Annotated in this window: 16 protein-coding genes and 2 pseudogenes; 11 read left to right on the top strand and 7 right to left on the bottom strand. The window is 62.8% G+C overall.

All coding sequences use genetic code 11. The features are described from left to right. The 10 genes and pseudogenes from HX613_RS22110 to HX613_RS08720 all read left to right on the top strand — a co-directional run. Positions 1 to 511, top strand: a 511-nt coding sequence (locus HX613_RS22110; RefSeq protein ID WP_268826729.1) for an AbgT family transporter, incomplete at its 5' end; no start/stop codon positions are given. After that, positions 511 to 816, top strand: coding sequence for an AbgT family transporter (locus tag HX613_RS22115; protein WP_268826730.1), 306 nt, complete (start codon positions 511 to 513; stop codon positions 814 to 816). The genes HX613_RS22110 and HX613_RS22115, both read left to right, overlap by 1 nt. Positions 817 to 868: 52 nt before the next feature. Beyond that, positions 869 to 928: pseudogene (locus HX613_RS22120) on the top strand (hypothetical protein); the annotation flags it as partial. 34 nt (positions 929 to 962) lie between these two features. Continuing rightward, positions 963 to 1,139, top strand: a complete 177-nt coding sequence (locus tag HX613_RS22125) for an AbgT family transporter (RefSeq protein WP_268826731.1) — start codon at positions 963 to 965, stop codon at positions 1,137 to 1,139. A 235-nt stretch (positions 1,140 to 1,374) separates the two neighbouring features. Further along, positions 1,375 to 2,157: pseudogene (locus tag HX613_RS08695) on the top strand (Bax inhibitor-1/YccA family protein). 62 nt (positions 2,158 to 2,219) lie between these two features. Then, positions 2,220 to 2,567, top strand: coding sequence for a hypothetical protein (locus tag HX613_RS08700; protein ID WP_235344260.1), 348 nt, complete (start codon positions 2,220 to 2,222; stop codon positions 2,565 to 2,567). 148 nt (positions 2,568 to 2,715) lie between these two features. Further along, complete coding sequence (locus HX613_RS08705; RefSeq protein ID WP_235344964.1) at positions 2,716 to 4,290, top strand: molybdopterin-dependent oxidoreductase; 1,575 nt, start codon at positions 2,716 to 2,718, stop codon at positions 4,288 to 4,290. Between the two features lie 83 nt (positions 4,291 to 4,373). Continuing rightward, positions 4,374 to 4,709 carry a hypothetical protein gene (locus tag HX613_RS08710; RefSeq protein ID WP_235344965.1) on the top strand — a complete coding sequence of 112 codons (336 nt, stop codon included), beginning with the start codon at positions 4,374 to 4,376 and terminating at the stop codon, positions 4,707 to 4,709. After that, the gene (locus HX613_RS08715; protein ID WP_235344966.1) at positions 4,706 to 6,244 is read left to right on the top strand and encodes a sodium/proline symporter; all 1,539 of its coding nucleotides are present in this window, start codon (positions 4,706 to 4,708) and stop codon (positions 6,242 to 6,244) included. Before HX613_RS08710 ends, HX613_RS08715 begins: the two co-directional genes overlap by 4 nt. Next, entirely contained in the window at positions 6,237 to 6,881 is a 645-nt protein-coding gene (locus tag HX613_RS08720; RefSeq protein ID WP_235344967.1) for a hypothetical protein, read from the top strand. Before HX613_RS08715 ends, HX613_RS08720 begins: the two co-directional genes overlap by 8 nt. A gap of 43 nt (positions 6,882 to 6,924) precedes the next feature. On the opposite strand, the gene HX613_RS08725 is transcribed toward HX613_RS08720, so the two are convergent. Beyond that, positions 6,925 to 7,344, bottom strand: coding sequence for a VOC family protein (locus HX613_RS08725; protein WP_235344968.1), 420 nt, complete (start codon positions 7,342 to 7,344; stop codon positions 6,925 to 6,927). Between the two features lie 18 nt (positions 7,345 to 7,362). On the opposite strand from HX613_RS08725, the gene HX613_RS08730 reads away from it, so the two are divergent. Further along, entirely contained in the window at positions 7,363 to 8,280 is a 918-nt protein-coding gene (locus HX613_RS08730) for a helix-turn-helix domain-containing protein (RefSeq protein ID WP_235344969.1), read from the top strand. A gap of 52 nt (positions 8,281 to 8,332) precedes the next feature. On the opposite strand, the gene nhaC is transcribed toward HX613_RS08730, so the two are convergent. Genes nhaC through HX613_RS08760 form a run of 6 tightly spaced genes read right to left on the bottom strand, consistent with a single transcriptional unit; the run spans position 8,333 to position 14,597 of the window. Continuing rightward, positions 8,333 to 9,778, bottom strand: a complete 1,446-nt coding sequence (gene nhaC / locus HX613_RS08735; RefSeq protein WP_235344970.1) for a Na+/H+ antiporter NhaC — start codon at positions 9,776 to 9,778, stop codon at positions 8,333 to 8,335. Next, positions 9,775 to 10,917, bottom strand: a complete 1,143-nt coding sequence (gene iadA / locus HX613_RS08740; protein ID WP_235344971.1) for a beta-aspartyl-peptidase — start codon at positions 10,915 to 10,917, stop codon at positions 9,775 to 9,777. The genes nhaC and iadA overlap by 4 nt, the downstream gene beginning before the upstream one ends. Positions 10,918 to 10,952: 35 nt before the next feature. Further along, positions 10,953 to 11,771, bottom strand: coding sequence for an ABC transporter ATP-binding protein (locus HX613_RS08745; RefSeq protein WP_235344972.1), 819 nt, complete (start codon positions 11,769 to 11,771; stop codon positions 10,953 to 10,955). Further along, entirely contained in the window at positions 11,771 to 12,562 is a 792-nt protein-coding gene (locus HX613_RS08750; RefSeq protein ID WP_235344973.1) for an ABC transporter ATP-binding protein, read from the bottom strand. The genes HX613_RS08745 and HX613_RS08750 overlap by 1 nt, the downstream gene beginning before the upstream one ends. Beyond that, positions 12,559 to 13,500 (bottom strand): ABC transporter permease, encoded by a 942-nt coding sequence (locus HX613_RS08755; RefSeq protein WP_235344974.1) that lies wholly within the window; start codon positions 13,498 to 13,500, stop codon positions 12,559 to 12,561. The genes HX613_RS08750 and HX613_RS08755 overlap by 4 nt, the downstream gene beginning before the upstream one ends. Next, the gene (locus HX613_RS08760; protein WP_235344975.1) at positions 13,497 to 14,597 is read right to left on the bottom strand and encodes an ABC transporter permease; all 1,101 of its coding nucleotides are present in this window, start codon (positions 14,595 to 14,597) and stop codon (positions 13,497 to 13,499) included. The genes HX613_RS08755 and HX613_RS08760 overlap by 4 nt, the downstream gene beginning before the upstream one ends. Position 14,598 lies beyond the last annotated feature (1 nt).

Below are 14,598 nucleotides of genomic sequence, written 5' to 3' on the forward strand. Positions count from 1 at the left end.
CGATCGCCTCCGACGCCTCATACATGATCATGAAGTCCCCTCGGCGGGCTCGCGTTCAAAGCTGTGGGACGCAATCCGCTGCTCGGCTGCCGTCGCCTACGCCGCCACCTCGGGCGGATACTCGGCAGCACCCATGGTCAACTCCTTGGATACTATCCTCGGCGGGCTCTCCACGTCGGCGGCTCAGATCATCGACCCGGAATATGTGGTCAGCCCCGTCGCGAACTTCTACTTCAACTTCGTCTCGATGTTCGTCGTTGCGGTCGCCGTCACCCTGGTCACCGAACTCCTGCTGACCAAGCGCGCCGACCAGATCGAACTCGATGAACCGGATGAGAACGACCCCGACAACTTCGACGTCAAAATGGCACTGGATGCCAACGAGAAGCGCGGAATGGTCTTCGCTGTGCTCAGCATCGTCGCCTGCGCTGCGATATTGTTCTTCCTCGCGCTGCCCGAAGGCTCCTTCCTGAGGGACGAGGCAGGCAGCTTCGGTCCCGAATCGGCCTGATGGCAGGAATCGCTGCCATCATCGGCTTCGGCTTCTTCATCATCGGCATCGTCTACGGCTACGCCACCGGATCGATCAAGAAGACCTCCGACATTCCCGACATGATGGGCAAGGGGCTCCTGCCGTTCGTCCCAGTGATCGTCCTCTTCTTCGCGGCCAGCCAGTTCCTCGCGCTGTTCAAGATGTCCAGCCTCGGCGAGATCCTCGCGATCAGGGAGCCGAGTTCTTCGGTTCACTCGACACCGGAACGTTCGTCATCCTCCTCGGCGGATGGCTGCTTGTGGCACTCGGTGCCCTGTTCCTGACCTCCGGATCGGGACTGTGGACGCTCATGGCGCCGGTCCTCGTGCGATGTTCATGCTCCTGTCCATCGCTCCGGAGACCACGCAGGCCCTCTACCGCATCGGTGACTCGACGACGAACATCATCTCCCCGATGAGCCCGTACTTCGTTGTGGTCCTCGGCTTCATCCAGCGGCAAGAAGTCTGCGGGAATCGGCACCGTGCTGTCGTTCACCATTCCGCTCTCATTCGCGATGTTCGTTCTCTGGGGACTGCTCTTCTTCATCTGGTGGGCCACCGGAATTCCATGGGGTCCAGGAGCCGCCACGAGCTACCACATGGGTTGAGGCCTCTGGTTCGGCTCGCGAGGTGGGGCGGATACAACGCCTGCCGTGGATGTGGGAATAACCTGGCCGCCGACGAGCGTTACGATCGTGCAACGCTCGTTGGCTCGAGCACTGGTTCTTCAGTGACTGTCCAGCTCAGGTGACTAGACTGAGACCATGATTCAACTCTCGTGCGGCATTTCGTCTGTGCGAGCAACCTGCTCAGATCGAAAGGATCTCGACCGTGAGTAACCCCATGATGAACCGGGCGATCAACCAGGGAGCCCAACCGGACGCAATCAGCCCGTCATGTCTGACCAGGATCTCAACAACCTGTTCAGCCAGCCAGCCGCGCAGAACCGCAACGCTGGCCCGCAGGTCGCTGACCGGGCGATGACCTACGACGACGTCATGATGAAGACCGGTGTTTCTCTTCACCATCCTCCTAGCCGGTGCTGTGTCGGTTTGTTTCGTTCCGCCACTCGCCTTGCCCGCGATGCTCATCGCGCTGGTTCTCGGCTTGGTGAACGCCTTCAAGAAGGAACCCAGCAAAGCCCTGATCATCGGCTACGCCGCGTTCGAGGGTGTCTTCCTCGGCGGTATCTCCGGGATCTTCGAGCGGCTGTACGACGGCATCGTCGTCCAGGCCGTGCTCGCCACGCTCTGCGTCTTCGGCGTCATGCTCGCCCTGTTCAAGTTCAAAGGCGTGCGCTATGGCTCGAAGATGAAGAAGTTTATGTTCATCGCCATCGGCGGTTACGCGATCTTCTCCCTGATCAACTTCGGCGTCGCCATGTTCACCGGCACCGGAGGTGCTCGCAGCATGGAGGTCTTTGGCATACCGCTGGGAATCGTCATCGGCATCGTCGCCACAGTGCTTGCAGCCATGACGCTGATCATGGACTTCCAGATGATCGAAGAGGGCGTCAAGCACAAGATCCCCGAGAAGTACTCCTGGATGTGCGCATTCTCCCTCATGGTCACCCTCGTGTGGCTCTACATCGAAATCCTGCGCCTCATCTCCTACTTCAGGAACTAGACACCCCAGATCCCGGGACCACCCAGCTGCGTGCTCCCGGGAGCGGTGTCTATGATTGAGCCATGAACAACGTGACGGCGGACCTCGACACAGAGGTCCGCCGTCTGCGTATCCGCATCATCGGACTCAACCCGCGTCAGCTCGCCGAGGCGGGCCCGAATTCCCCCGGCAACGGCGCAGGCAGCTTGTCGCGCAGAGACACCATCGCCGAGGCGCTTGCGCAGTTCTCGTCCATCGGCTCCGATGGCAGGCCGGTCCCGGACCTGGGTGATCAGAGCCTGGCCGATCAGGTCGTCGTCCTCATCGCAGAGGGGATGGCCTCGGCCGAGGAACTCCCCGAGGCGCAACAGCAAGAGCGGTTGGCACAGCTTCTTGACGCGGCAGTGCGACTGCGTCGATGTCTTGCCTAGGATCGATAGGACTCCATTGTCGAGCACTGCCGAAATCGACCGTGGACAATCCGTCATCGTTCTGTAAGGTTTCCCGTCCTCTCCGGGAGGCGCAGACGAGGATAATCAATGGCACCATCCGCCGCTTTGAGAAGGTGCCACACTGACGATGACAGATCGCCGCCCGCTGCTCTTCACCCTCGCCGGAATCGTCGCGACCCTCGTGTACTTCGGTGCCGCCGAGTTCATCGCCGGTGCCTTCGCCGCCACCTCGGCGCCTCTGCTGATCCTGGGTCAGACGTTCATCCCGCTCGTGCCGACAGCCATGATCAAGGCCGCCATCAGCATCTTCGGCACAAACGACAAACTCGCCCTCGTCATCACTCTGGGCATCGTCGGAGCGATCCTCGGAGGCGTGATCGGACGAATCGGCCTGCACCGACGTAGCCTGTCCTTCGTCCTCCTCATCGGCCTCGGGATCCTGCCCGTGGTCGTGCTGCTGAGCACCGGCGGATCGCTCCTCGACGCGGTCCCGGCCCTTGGGGGAGTGGCACTGGGCTGCGCGGCGTACGTGGGGTTGATTCGCCTCGGCGATGGCCGAGAACTGCGAGCCGAGGACTCTCAGGGCACAGATCGGAGTGCCGACATCGACGGCCAGCCGGGCAGCGACCGTCGTGCCTTCTTCGGTCTCGCCGCAGGACTGAGCGCGGTCGGCATCGCCGCGATCGCGGCAGGCCAGTCGGCATCGATTCTCGCCCGGAATGCGGCAGGAGCGGTGACGAAGCTCGTGCTGCCACAGCCGGCCACCTCGGCGCCTAAGATCCCAGCCGGAGCCGAGCTGGACATCGACGGACTCGCACCGATCATGACAGCCACTGACGACTTCTACCGCATCGACACCGCGCTCATCCCACCGTCCGTCGGCGCTTCCTCCTGGTCGCTGCGAATCCACGGCATGGTCGACGAGGAGGTGACGATCACCATGGCAGAACTGCTCGAGCTGCCATTGGAGGAGCACCGCGTGAGCTTGACCTGCGTGTCGAACGAAGTGGGCGGTGACCTCGTGGGCAATGCCACCTGGCTGGGCTACCCGGTCCGAGACCTGCTCAAGCGTGCGCAGCCGAAGGACGGGGCTGACATGGTGCTCTCGACATCCGACGACGGCTTCACCGCCTCGACACCCCTCGAGGTGCTCACCGACGACCGAGCGTCCCTCTTGGCGGTCGGCATGAACGGCGAACCGCTGCCCCGCGACCACGGCTTCCCCGCCAGGCTCGTCGTACCCGGACTCTACGGCTTCGTGTCGGCGACGAAATGGGTGACGGATCTCGAAGTCACTCGATTCGCTGACAAAGAGGCCTATTGGACAAAGCGCGGCTGGTCCACCCACGGCCCCATTCTCGTGGCCTCCCGTGTTGATGTTCCCCGCGCCGGTGTCCACGTCAGCCCGAACAAGGACGGGCAGATCATCACCGCGGGAATGGCCTGGGCCCAGCACGTCGGCATCGCCGAGGTGCGAGTGCGCATCGACAACGGCGACTGGCACACAGCGGAACTGAGTGAGGAGCTGACCACCGACACCTGGCGACAATGGCGATGCCCCTTCGACGACGTGGAACCGGGCACCCATACCGTGACGGTCAGAGCGGTCGACGAAGATGGCAACGAGCAGATCGCCGAACGTCGCCCCGCGATCCCCGGCAGCGCCACCGGCCTCCATGAACGGGACTTCACCGTCGACTGAGCAGCCGGATTGCAGGGACTGGTCGGGCGAGCGGGCCGGACGCTCGAGCCAAGCCTGACGAAACGTTGTATCCTCGCCTCAACATGGTGGTGAGCTCCGTGGAGGCACAGGTCGCCCCGCGCAGCCTGTGGTTCGGCACGGTTCCGACATCGCCGCATCCTGTTCAGCGTCACAATGAGGTGGTCTCAATGTTCGGTCTCCCGACGGCAACTGTCGTCGTCATCTTCGGCATCCCCGCGATTTGGGTGATCTACACGTTGGTCTTCGTCTACCTCTCGCGCGGTTGGAAGGCCGAAGACGTCGCCGAAGACCAGGAACTCACCTCACGCAATGCCAGCGGAGGGAACGGGCCAAACGGCCCGGCCACCTCGGCGAACCATGACCGCAGGTCCGGGACTGAGAACGGGGGACTGGCATGAACCTCGAAACCTGGTTCCTCGTCATCTATTTCATCGCCATGGCCGGCATCGGCGTGTGGACGCTCAAGACCGGCAACAAGGGCAGCGAAGGCTACCTGCTGGGCGGGCGCAGCCTGGGTCCGGCCGTGACGGCGCTGCGCCTGCAGAGTTCGTCGATGTCGGGGTATATGTTCCTCGGTGCCGGATCGTTGGCGTACACCAAGGGCTACTTCTCACTGTGGTACGCGATGGGTGACATCGGCGGAGGCGTGCTCAACCTGTCGATCCTGGGCAGGCGGATGCGCAAACTCTCGCAGATCTTAGGGTCACTGACCTCGATCGAATACCTCGAGCACCGGTACCCGTCGAAGTGGATCCGGGCGATCGCGGCCCCGGTCGCCGTGTTCTGCATCTTCTTCTACGTGATGAGCCAGTTCATCGCCGGCGGCCGCGGCCTCGAGATGGTCACCGGCATTCCCTACGCCTGGGCCCTGCTCGTCGCCGTCGGCGTCATCGTCTTCTACACGTTCCTCGGCGGGTACCTCGCCGTGGCCTACACCGACTTCGTGCAGGCCATCATCATGCTCATCGGCATGGTCTGGATTCTCATCGGCACGCTGCAGGCAGTCGGCGGTTGGACGGCCGGCAACAATGCCGTCGGTGAGATCAACCCGAATCTGCTGACCTTGTGGGGACCCGACGGCATCGGCTCCGTACAGTGGGGCGTCATCATCGGCGCGGTCCTCGTGTTCTCCATCGGCTACATGGGCTGGCCGCACGTCAACGTCAGCCACATGGCCATGAAGCGGCCCTCTGTCGCGCGCACGGCGAGCATGTACGCCACCGGCTTCAACCTCCTGTTCATTCCCGCGCCCTACATCGTGGGCATCATGGCGCTCATCATCCTGCCCAACCTCGACAACCCCGAACTCGCGGTCTTCCAGGTCGCGGACACGGTGCTGCCGAACTTCGCCGTCGGCATCGTCATGGCAGGCATCATGGCGGCCATCATGTCGACCGCGGACGCGCTGCTGCTGCAGTCGGGCACAATCGCCAGCCAGGATCTGTTCCAGCGCTTCATCAAAAAGGACATGTCCGACAGCCAGTCCGTGTGGGTCTCGCGCTTCACCGTCCTCATCCTCGCCATCATCGGCTACATCGTCGCCGTCAACGATCCTCCGGCCGTCGCCGAGGTGGTCATCTTCTCCACGACCGTGCTTGGTGCCGCATTCGTTCCCGTCTACGTGGCCGCAGCCTGGTGGAAGAAGGCCAATGTTCCTGGTGCGATCTCCTCCATGGTTCTTGGCACCGTGTCCTCGGTCGTGTGGCAGCTGACCGGACTCGTCGACGTCACCGGCGTCGACCCGATGGGAATCGGCATCGTCTGCTCAACCCTGGCACTCATCCTCGTGTCTCTGGCCACCCAGAAGTCCCACCCGGTGCCCGCACACGTCGTCGCCGCACTGAAGGAGACGGACAAGATCGGTGCCATCCCAGGCCACATGCTCACCGGGCAGAACGATGCGCTGGCAGCACAGGTGCCCAAAGATGCGTGAGCACCCGGAACCAGATCTGAATACAGGGTCCGGTTCGACTGCAGATTCCGGTCGGGCCGCCCCAGCAAGGGTGCTGAAACTGGCACCCCATATCACCGACGCCGAGGCGATCGCCGTGTTCCAGCGCAAACTTCCCGGGTCTCACACCGAGGTTCGGGAAGTGTTCCACCCGTTCTGGTGGACGGTGCTCAGCGCACGCACCAGAAGCATCTTCCGACGATCACAGAGATCGACGTCTGACGCGTCTCCCTCTTCTGGCCCATTAACAGGACAGCAGATGAACGTCCTGGTCAACGCATATTCGGGCAAAGGCTATATCGCTGAATTCGAGCCTCGGGGCGAGGCTGCAGCGGTCGAAGAGTGGCTTGAGGCTTTCGAATCCTCGGACCAGGCGGGTCCTCCGCCAGACGCAGACGACGTGAGTCGAACAGCTCGTTCGCTTGTGCGCACGAAGGTCGTCAAGACAGTGAAGCTTGGCGTGGGGCTGACCCTGGATGAGACCGTTGCACCCAGCGGGATACTCAAACCGAATTGGATCGTGACCGGAGCCAACGAGAAGTATTCGGCGACGATCCTCGTCGACGGCCTCGACTCCTCCCACTACATCGTTCGGGTCGAGAAGAGGATCCAGGACTGAGACGCGTCCCCGCGGGACGCTTTACTGGGACAGCGCAGGTGCGTCAGCCCCAGTTCTTCGCATCAGAGAGGCAGAATGGATGCCCCGCGGGATCGATGAGCACCACCCAGGTTTCGCCTGGCTGTGGATCGGCGCGGGTCGCTCCGAGTTCGATGCAGCGAGCGGCCGCAGCTTCGATGTCATCGGCGGCGAGATCGAGGTGGAACTGCTTGCGCCCGTCGTCGGGCCAATCCGGGCGTTTGTAGTCTGGGATCGTCCCGATGCCCAGTGCGTGGCTGGGGCCGGTGAGCATTGCGTAGTTCTCATCTGAGTACGCCACCGGCCAACCCAGCACCGCGGAATAGAAGTCGCCGAGCGCCGAAGCGTCCGGGGCGTCGAGAGTGACCATCGCGAGCTTCGCGATAGGGGTCGTCGAGGTGGTGGAGGCAGTGGTTGGGGCTTCGTTCATCTCTGTGTCAGTCATGTCTGCCATTCTTGTTCCATGGACGAGGTCGTCGATAGGAAGAACCCGCCACGTGGCGAATCACTGCCCGAACATTTCTTCGGGCGCGTGCTCAGACCGGCGGAGATGCTTCAGCACGCTCACTACTGTGCCGTCACGGAAGTTGCCGAAGGGCTGCGGCCGTGGGTGAAGCGCTATTGGTCGGTGAACTGGGATCTGGCCGCTGACGAGCGTTATCAGACGGCGACGGTTTCGGAGCCTACGATCAATCTCACTCTCGAATACGGTGACATCGGCCGAGCGAACACGAACGGTGCAGGAATCTGGCTGACCGGTCCGGTGACGGGACGTCGATTCGATGTCGGACTCTTCGGCCGCGGCGGCGTCATCGGAGTCAATTTCCACCTCGGCGGCACTCTGGCCTTCGCGAATGAGTCACCCGCGACGATTCGGGATACGTCGGTGTCTGCTCGGACCTGGTTCCCGGGCATCGACGGCGACCTGCCTGCCCACGACGACCTGCCGGTCGGGGATCAACTGAAAACCGAGGACGGCCTGGCCGCTGTCGTGAGCGCGATCGAGAGTTGGCTGCTTTCCTTTCGCCCGCAGATGACCGAGGGCTATGCCAGGTTCCGCCGGATCCTCGGCCGACTCGATGACCCGACGATCATCAGCCTCGGCGATCTGGCGCTTCGCACCGACACAAGTCAGCGTTCGCTGCAGCGACTGTTTCAGGATCACTGCGGTGTCGGGGTCAAACAGATCCTGGTCCGGGCTCGGATCAGAGACGCCATCGCCGCATTCGACCGGGGATGGGACGGAACATTCGGTGACCTGGCTGCGGAGCTCGGATGGTTCGATCAATCGCACTTCACGGCGGATTTCCACCGCGTCACCGGATACACGCCGGCCGAATACATCCGTGCTCACGAGAGGAGCGGCCAGCCGCAGCAGTGAATCAGAATGGTACGGAAAGGGCCGGGCGGGGCGGAACCCGGACCATCGCAGGTCAGCGGCGTTTGGCGATGCCGATTCCGGTATAGCCGAGGATGATTGCGAAGGCGAAGCCGACATAGCAGAACACTGCCCACGGGGCGTAGTCGAGGACGGAGACGCCCAGCACTCCAGCCATGTACACGCCTGCCGAAGACCATGGGACGAGCGGAACGACGACGGTGCCCGAGTCCTCAAGTGTGCGTGAGAGGTTCTTGGCGTCCAGACCCCGATCGGCGTAGGCCTTCTTGAACAGCTCGCCCGGAACGATGATCGACAGGTAGGAATTGCCGGTCACGATCGCCATCGTGATGCATGAGAGCACCGTGGAGAGGACAAGATCTCCAGTGCGCTTCACGAACGTCAGCAGGGACCGGATGATGGTCTCGAGAGCACCGGACCTGGACATGATACCGGCGAAGGCGAAGGCACTGAACGCGATGAGGATGACACCGGTCATCGACCCCATCCCGCCTTGCGAGACCAACTCGACGACCTGCGGGTCCAGATTCTTCAGGGTCGAGGACCCGACCTCGAGCATGTCCGGGGTGAACCCGTCGACGGTGGACGCGAAGATCGATTCGAGGCTGACCTTTTGAAAGATCGCAGCGAGGATACCGGCTACCAGAGACGAGCCGATGATCGTCGGAAGCGTGGGCAGTTTGAGAACCGCTCCACCGAGGACGATGAGCATCGGCAGAAGCAGGAGGACATTGAAGGAGAAGAGACTGTCCAAGGTTCCCGTGACGGCACTGATCTGCTCCGAATCGGTCCCGCCGGACTGCTGATTGATGCCGACGAACAGATAGAGCGCCAGCGCCACGAACGTGGCCGGAATCGTGGTGTAGAGCATGTGCCGAATGTGCTCCCACAGGGTGGTGCCGGCAGCGATCGGAGCCAGGTTCGTGGTGTCCGACAGCGGCGAGAGCTTGTCGCCGAAGTAGGCACCGGCGACGATGGCGCCAGCGGTGGCCGCCAGCGGTGCGTCGAGGCCCGCGGCGATTCCCATCAGGGCGACTCCCACTGTTCCTGCCGAACCCCACGACGTTCCGGTGATGACGGAGACGATCGCGGAGATGACGAAGGCGATGAGAACGATGAACTGCGCGCTGATGAGCCCAAGGCCGTAGTAGATCATCATCGGAATGGTTCCCGCGATCATCCACGTGCCGATGAGGATGCCGATGGAGATGAGCACGAGCAGAGCCGGCATCGCAGTGTCGAGCTTCTCCCTGATGCCCAGCAGCATCTCATCCCAGCTCAGCCCCATCCGCAGAGCCACCAGACCGGCGATGATCGCGGAGAGGATCAGGAGCGGTTCGGGGGCGAGCCCGAGAACGCCGTAGCCCACCGCCAACAGGACGAGCATCGCGGCCAGGGGGACCAGCGACCACCCCAAGGGCGGACGCTTCTCCTCCACATCGGCGGAGGTGGGAGTCGTCGTGTCGTGCTCGTGGCTCATTCGAAGGTTCCTTGGATCTGCGGGGCGCCGCTGCGGACGCTCTCTCGTCCTCGGGCGAAGGCGAGCTGAATGGTGTGGCTGTCATCGGTGAGGAGGATATCGGCATCTGCACCGACGCGGAGGCGTCCCTTGTGCTCGAGGCCGAGGACATCTGCCGTATTGGAAGTGACGAGGGAGATGGCCTGAGACAGGTCGACACCAGGCAGCTCGGCACACGCCCACACCTGGTCGTACAGAGTCGTCTGCTTGGCAACATCCATGCCGATGAGCCGTCCGTCGGAGTCGAACTCCGGCAGGCTGCCGTTGGCATCGGAGGAGAGGGTGAGACGGCTGAGATCCCCGCCGAGGTCGATGTAGCGTCTCAGCGACTGCGTCGTCGTCGACGAGGCCGTCATGTCGACCATGGCGCCCTTGGCGGCCAGATCGACCGCGTCGGCCAGAAGTTCAGGGGACCGGGTGATGTGGGTGGCGTAGACGGCCTGGGGTGCGATCGGATACTCGTCGAGGAGCCGGTGTAGCGGGGCAAGTCGGGTCGAGTAGGGACCGACGTGGAAGTGAGTGACTCCGGCCTTGCCGGACAGCAGCCCACCGACATGTGACTGGCTGACGAGCTCGGCCAGAGCCTCGACGGTGGGTTGGAACGACCGCCGATCCGAGATCGCGACCTCTCCGACGCCGATGACCTTGTCGATGAGGACGACATCATCGACGACAGCACCGGTCAGGGTCCGGGCCGGGACTTGGTAGCTGCCCGTATAGATATAGGTGGTGATGCCCTCGGTCTCGAGAGCTCGGGCCTTGGCGAGGAGATCGGCGTGGCTGCGGGTGACTCCGTCGGTTCCCAGGCAGCCGATGACGGTGGTGACTCCGGCGCTGATGATGTCGCTGATGCGGATCTCGGGGGTGCGGTTTGCGTACCCGCCTTCGCCCCCGCCGCCGGCGATGTGGACATGTGGGTCGATGAAACCGGGAGTGGCCTTCAGCCCCTGGGCATCAATGACTGTGGCGTTGGGAAGACCTTGGAGCGCCTCGGCAGGTAGGTCACCGATGAAGGTGATCTGCTGCCCCTCGATGAGGATGTCCTGCTTTCCGAGCCGTTCCGGGGCGCAGATGTCTGCTCCGCGCAGCAATATCACCATGATTCATCTTCTCCTTGCGACGTCTCTTGCAGCACCTACCCGGGAATGATCCCCTTGCCGTCGACCTTCGGGATGGCAGCGAGCAGCTTCTTCGTATAGGGATGCTGCGGGTCATTCCAGATCTGTTCTGTCGAACCGACCTCGACAATGTTACCTGCCTCCATCACGGCCACACGGTCCGCGATGTCACGGACGACCGAAAGATCGTGGCTGATGAAGATCATGGACGCACCGGAGTCGATGGCCAGGTCCCTCATCATCCGCGCGATCCTGGCCTGGAGAAACGCATCCAGGGAGGCGATCGGCTCATCACCGACGAGCACCTTGGGCCCGGCCGCCAGTGCACGCGCAATGGCGATGCGCTGCCGCTGTCCGCCCGAGAACGAATGCGAGAACCTCTGCGCAGCATCGAGGGGCAGATCGACCGCTTCGAGGAGGGACTCCACCGTCCAGTTGTGCTCCGGGTCGAGGGCGAGTGCGTCAGTGAGCTGATCCCTGATGCGTCTGCGCGGATTCAAAGATGCGTAGGGGTTCTGAAAGACCATTTGGACTCCCAGGAGATTCTTCGGCCGACGGCCAATGCCCAAGGGCTTCACCGGGTGGGATTCGAAGGTGATGGTGCCGCCTGCGGTCTTCTCGAGTCCGCAGATGAGCTTGGCCAGCGTGGACTTCCCACAACCGGATTCGCCCACGAGGCCCAGCACCTCTGAGTGACCCAGCTGCAGCGAGACGTTGCTGACGGCACGGAATCGACCGCCGCCATTGAGCTTGTATTCGCAGGAGACGCCGTCGAGTTCGAGCAGTGGAGCCGTGGATGCACGAGAAGTGTCCTCGGTCGTTGTTGTGGTTGTCATCAGCGTGAGACCTCCGCTCCGGGCAGTGATTCGATGAGCGATCTGGTGTACTCATGCTTCGGTGCGGTGATGACAGGTTCACGATCTCCGGTCTCGACCACCACCCCGTTCTTCATTACGACGATGGTGTCGGCCACAGAGGACAGCACACCGAAGTCGTGAGTCACGAGGAGGACGGCCAACTTGAGGTCGTCGCAGAGTTCGCGCAGCAGGCGCAGGATTCCGGCCTGCACAGTCACATCGAGGGCGGTGGTCGGTTCATCGGCGATGAGCACCTTCGGATCGCAGATGATCGCCGAGGCGAAGGCGATGCGCTGCAGCTGACCACCGGAGAACTGGTGCGGGTACTTCCCGATCGCCTCATCGGGGTGCGGGACGTGAGTGCGCTCGAGGATGTGGACGGCGCGCTCGAGGGCGTCCTTCTTCGAGGCCTTCCTGTGATGCCGGTAGTGATCAGTCATCTGATCGCCGATGGTGAGCATGGGATGGAAAGCCGAAGCTGGATCCTGGAACACCATCGACAGCTGCACGCCGCGCAATCGGTTGTGGACCTTGGCGGGCATCCCCACCAGCTCGGTGCCGTCGAAGTCGATGCTGCCGCTGAGTTGGGCACCGGCGGGGGAGAGGCCCATGATCGCCAGTCCTGTCTGCGTCTTGCCCGAACCGGAGGCGCCGGCGACACCGGTGATCTTTCCCGCCTCCAGATCGAACGAGACATTGCGCAGGATGTGCTTGTCCAGCTTGCCCGTCGTCACTGACAGGTTGAGGTCTTTGATGCTGATCATGCTCATGAGGTGGTTTCTCCCACTTCCTGTGCGGTATGCGGGTCAAGGGAGTCGCGCAGGCTGTCTCCGATGAAGTTGAAGGCCATGACGATCGTGAGGATGCACAGGCCGGGGAAGAACGCGATCCACCAGGCGGCGAACTGGGAAACTCCCTCGCTGATCATGGCACCCCAGTCCGGTGTCGGTGGGACGACGCCCAGGGACAGGAACGAGAGACCGGCCATCGTGAGAATCGCTGAGCCCACATCGAGGGTGGCAAGAACCACGACAGGGGAGAGCACATTCGGTGAGATCTCCCGGATGAGGGACTTTCCCGCGCTGAAGCCGAGCAGGCGTCCGGCGACGACGTATTCGCTGTTGCGAGCAGACATGACCAGAGATCTGGTGACGCGGGCGTATGAAGGCCAGGAGACGAGGAGGATGGCGATGATCGCGTTCTTCAGGCCCGGTCCCAACGCTGCGGCGATGACCATGGCGAGGATGATCGTCGGGAAGGCGAAGACGAGGTCGGCGATGCGCATGATGATCTCGTCGACGGCTCGTCCGAAATAGCCGGCGATCGCACCGAGGACGGAACCGAGCACGGCCGAGCAGATGACGACGAAGACGGCTGCCGGCAAAGTGGTGCGTGCGGCCACGACGAGTCGCGACAGAACATCACGGCCCAAGGTGTCGGTGCCAAGGAGGTTTTCGCCTCCGGGAGCACTGAGTCGGGGGAAATCCTGCGCCAGCGGATTGAATGGTGCCAACAGCGGTGCGAAGACCGCCACGATCAGCCAGATGCTCAGGATGATGGCTCCGATGAATCCCAGCGGAGTGCGCAGTGCCTTTGGAAAGCGCAACTGCCACCGTTTGACACCGCGGTCGACAGGATTGCGATCTGCCACCTCGGCGCCGGCGGGTGTGGCGTTCGTCGGTGGCTGTTTGGGGGTCCCGATGCTCATCGCACCCTCACTCTCGGATCCACGAAGCCGTAGATCAGGTCGACGATGAAATTCACGATGATGTAGACGATGCCGATGACGAGTCCGACTCCCATGATGACGGGCAGGTCGAGAGTCGTCGCACCGCGGAAGGCGTACTGTCCCAGGCCGTTCCAAGCGAACACGGTCTCCGTCAGGACTGCGCCGGACAGGAGCGAGCCGAAGGCCAGGCCGACGACCGTGATGATCGGGACGAGAGCACCGCGGAAGATGTATTTGAAGACGACCGTGCGAGCCGGCAGCCCCTTTGCTCTGGCAGCCGTGACGTAGTCGAGTCGGATGATGTCGAGAACGCTTGAGCGGCTGAACCGGGTGAGCAGGCCGATCGTGAACAGGGCCAGCACACACGAGGGCAGAATCAGATGCCCGAATGCGTTGATGAACGTCGATATCTGACCGGCCAAGAGAGAATCGACGGTGTAGAGGCCGGTGACCCTCGGCGGTGGGGTGATCCACGGGTCAAGACGCCCGGCGCCGGGAACGACTCGGAGTTTGAAGAAGAAGACGTAGTAGCCGACCGCGGCGATCCAGAATGTGGGTGCCGAGATGCCGATGAGGCTCAAGGCGCGGATGGCGTGATCGAGGAACGTGTTCTGCTTGAGCGCGCTGGCCAGTCCAAGCAGCAGGCCGATGATGACCGAGATCAGGATGGCTCCGATGCCCAGCTCGATCGAGGCAGGGAAGACCTGGCCGATCGACTGGAGGACTGGTGTCCGGGTCTGGTTGGATACACCCATATCGCCCTGGAGCAGGTTACTCAGATATGTGAAGTACTGGACGATGAGCGGCTGGTCGAGACCAAGCCGCTCGCGGGTCGCGGCGACGATCTCCGGATCCGCCGCCGCCCGGTCGCCGAGGATGGCGGCGACCGGGTCGGTGGGGACCAGGTTGGTCAGCAGGAACGTCACAATCGTGACACCCCAGATGAGGAGGAGGCTGATCCCGATCCGGATGAGGATATAGCGCAGCAGCGGGGGCAGCAGCGGTGGCTTGATGCGCTGTGCTTCGTCGCTGCTCGGCGGGTGGGCGGTGGAGCTATCGGTGGTTGAGACCGACATC

The organism is Brevibacterium sp. UCMA 11754 (assembly GCF_021532275.1).
Lineage (GTDB): Bacteria > Actinomycetota > Actinomycetes > Actinomycetales > Brevibacteriaceae > Brevibacterium.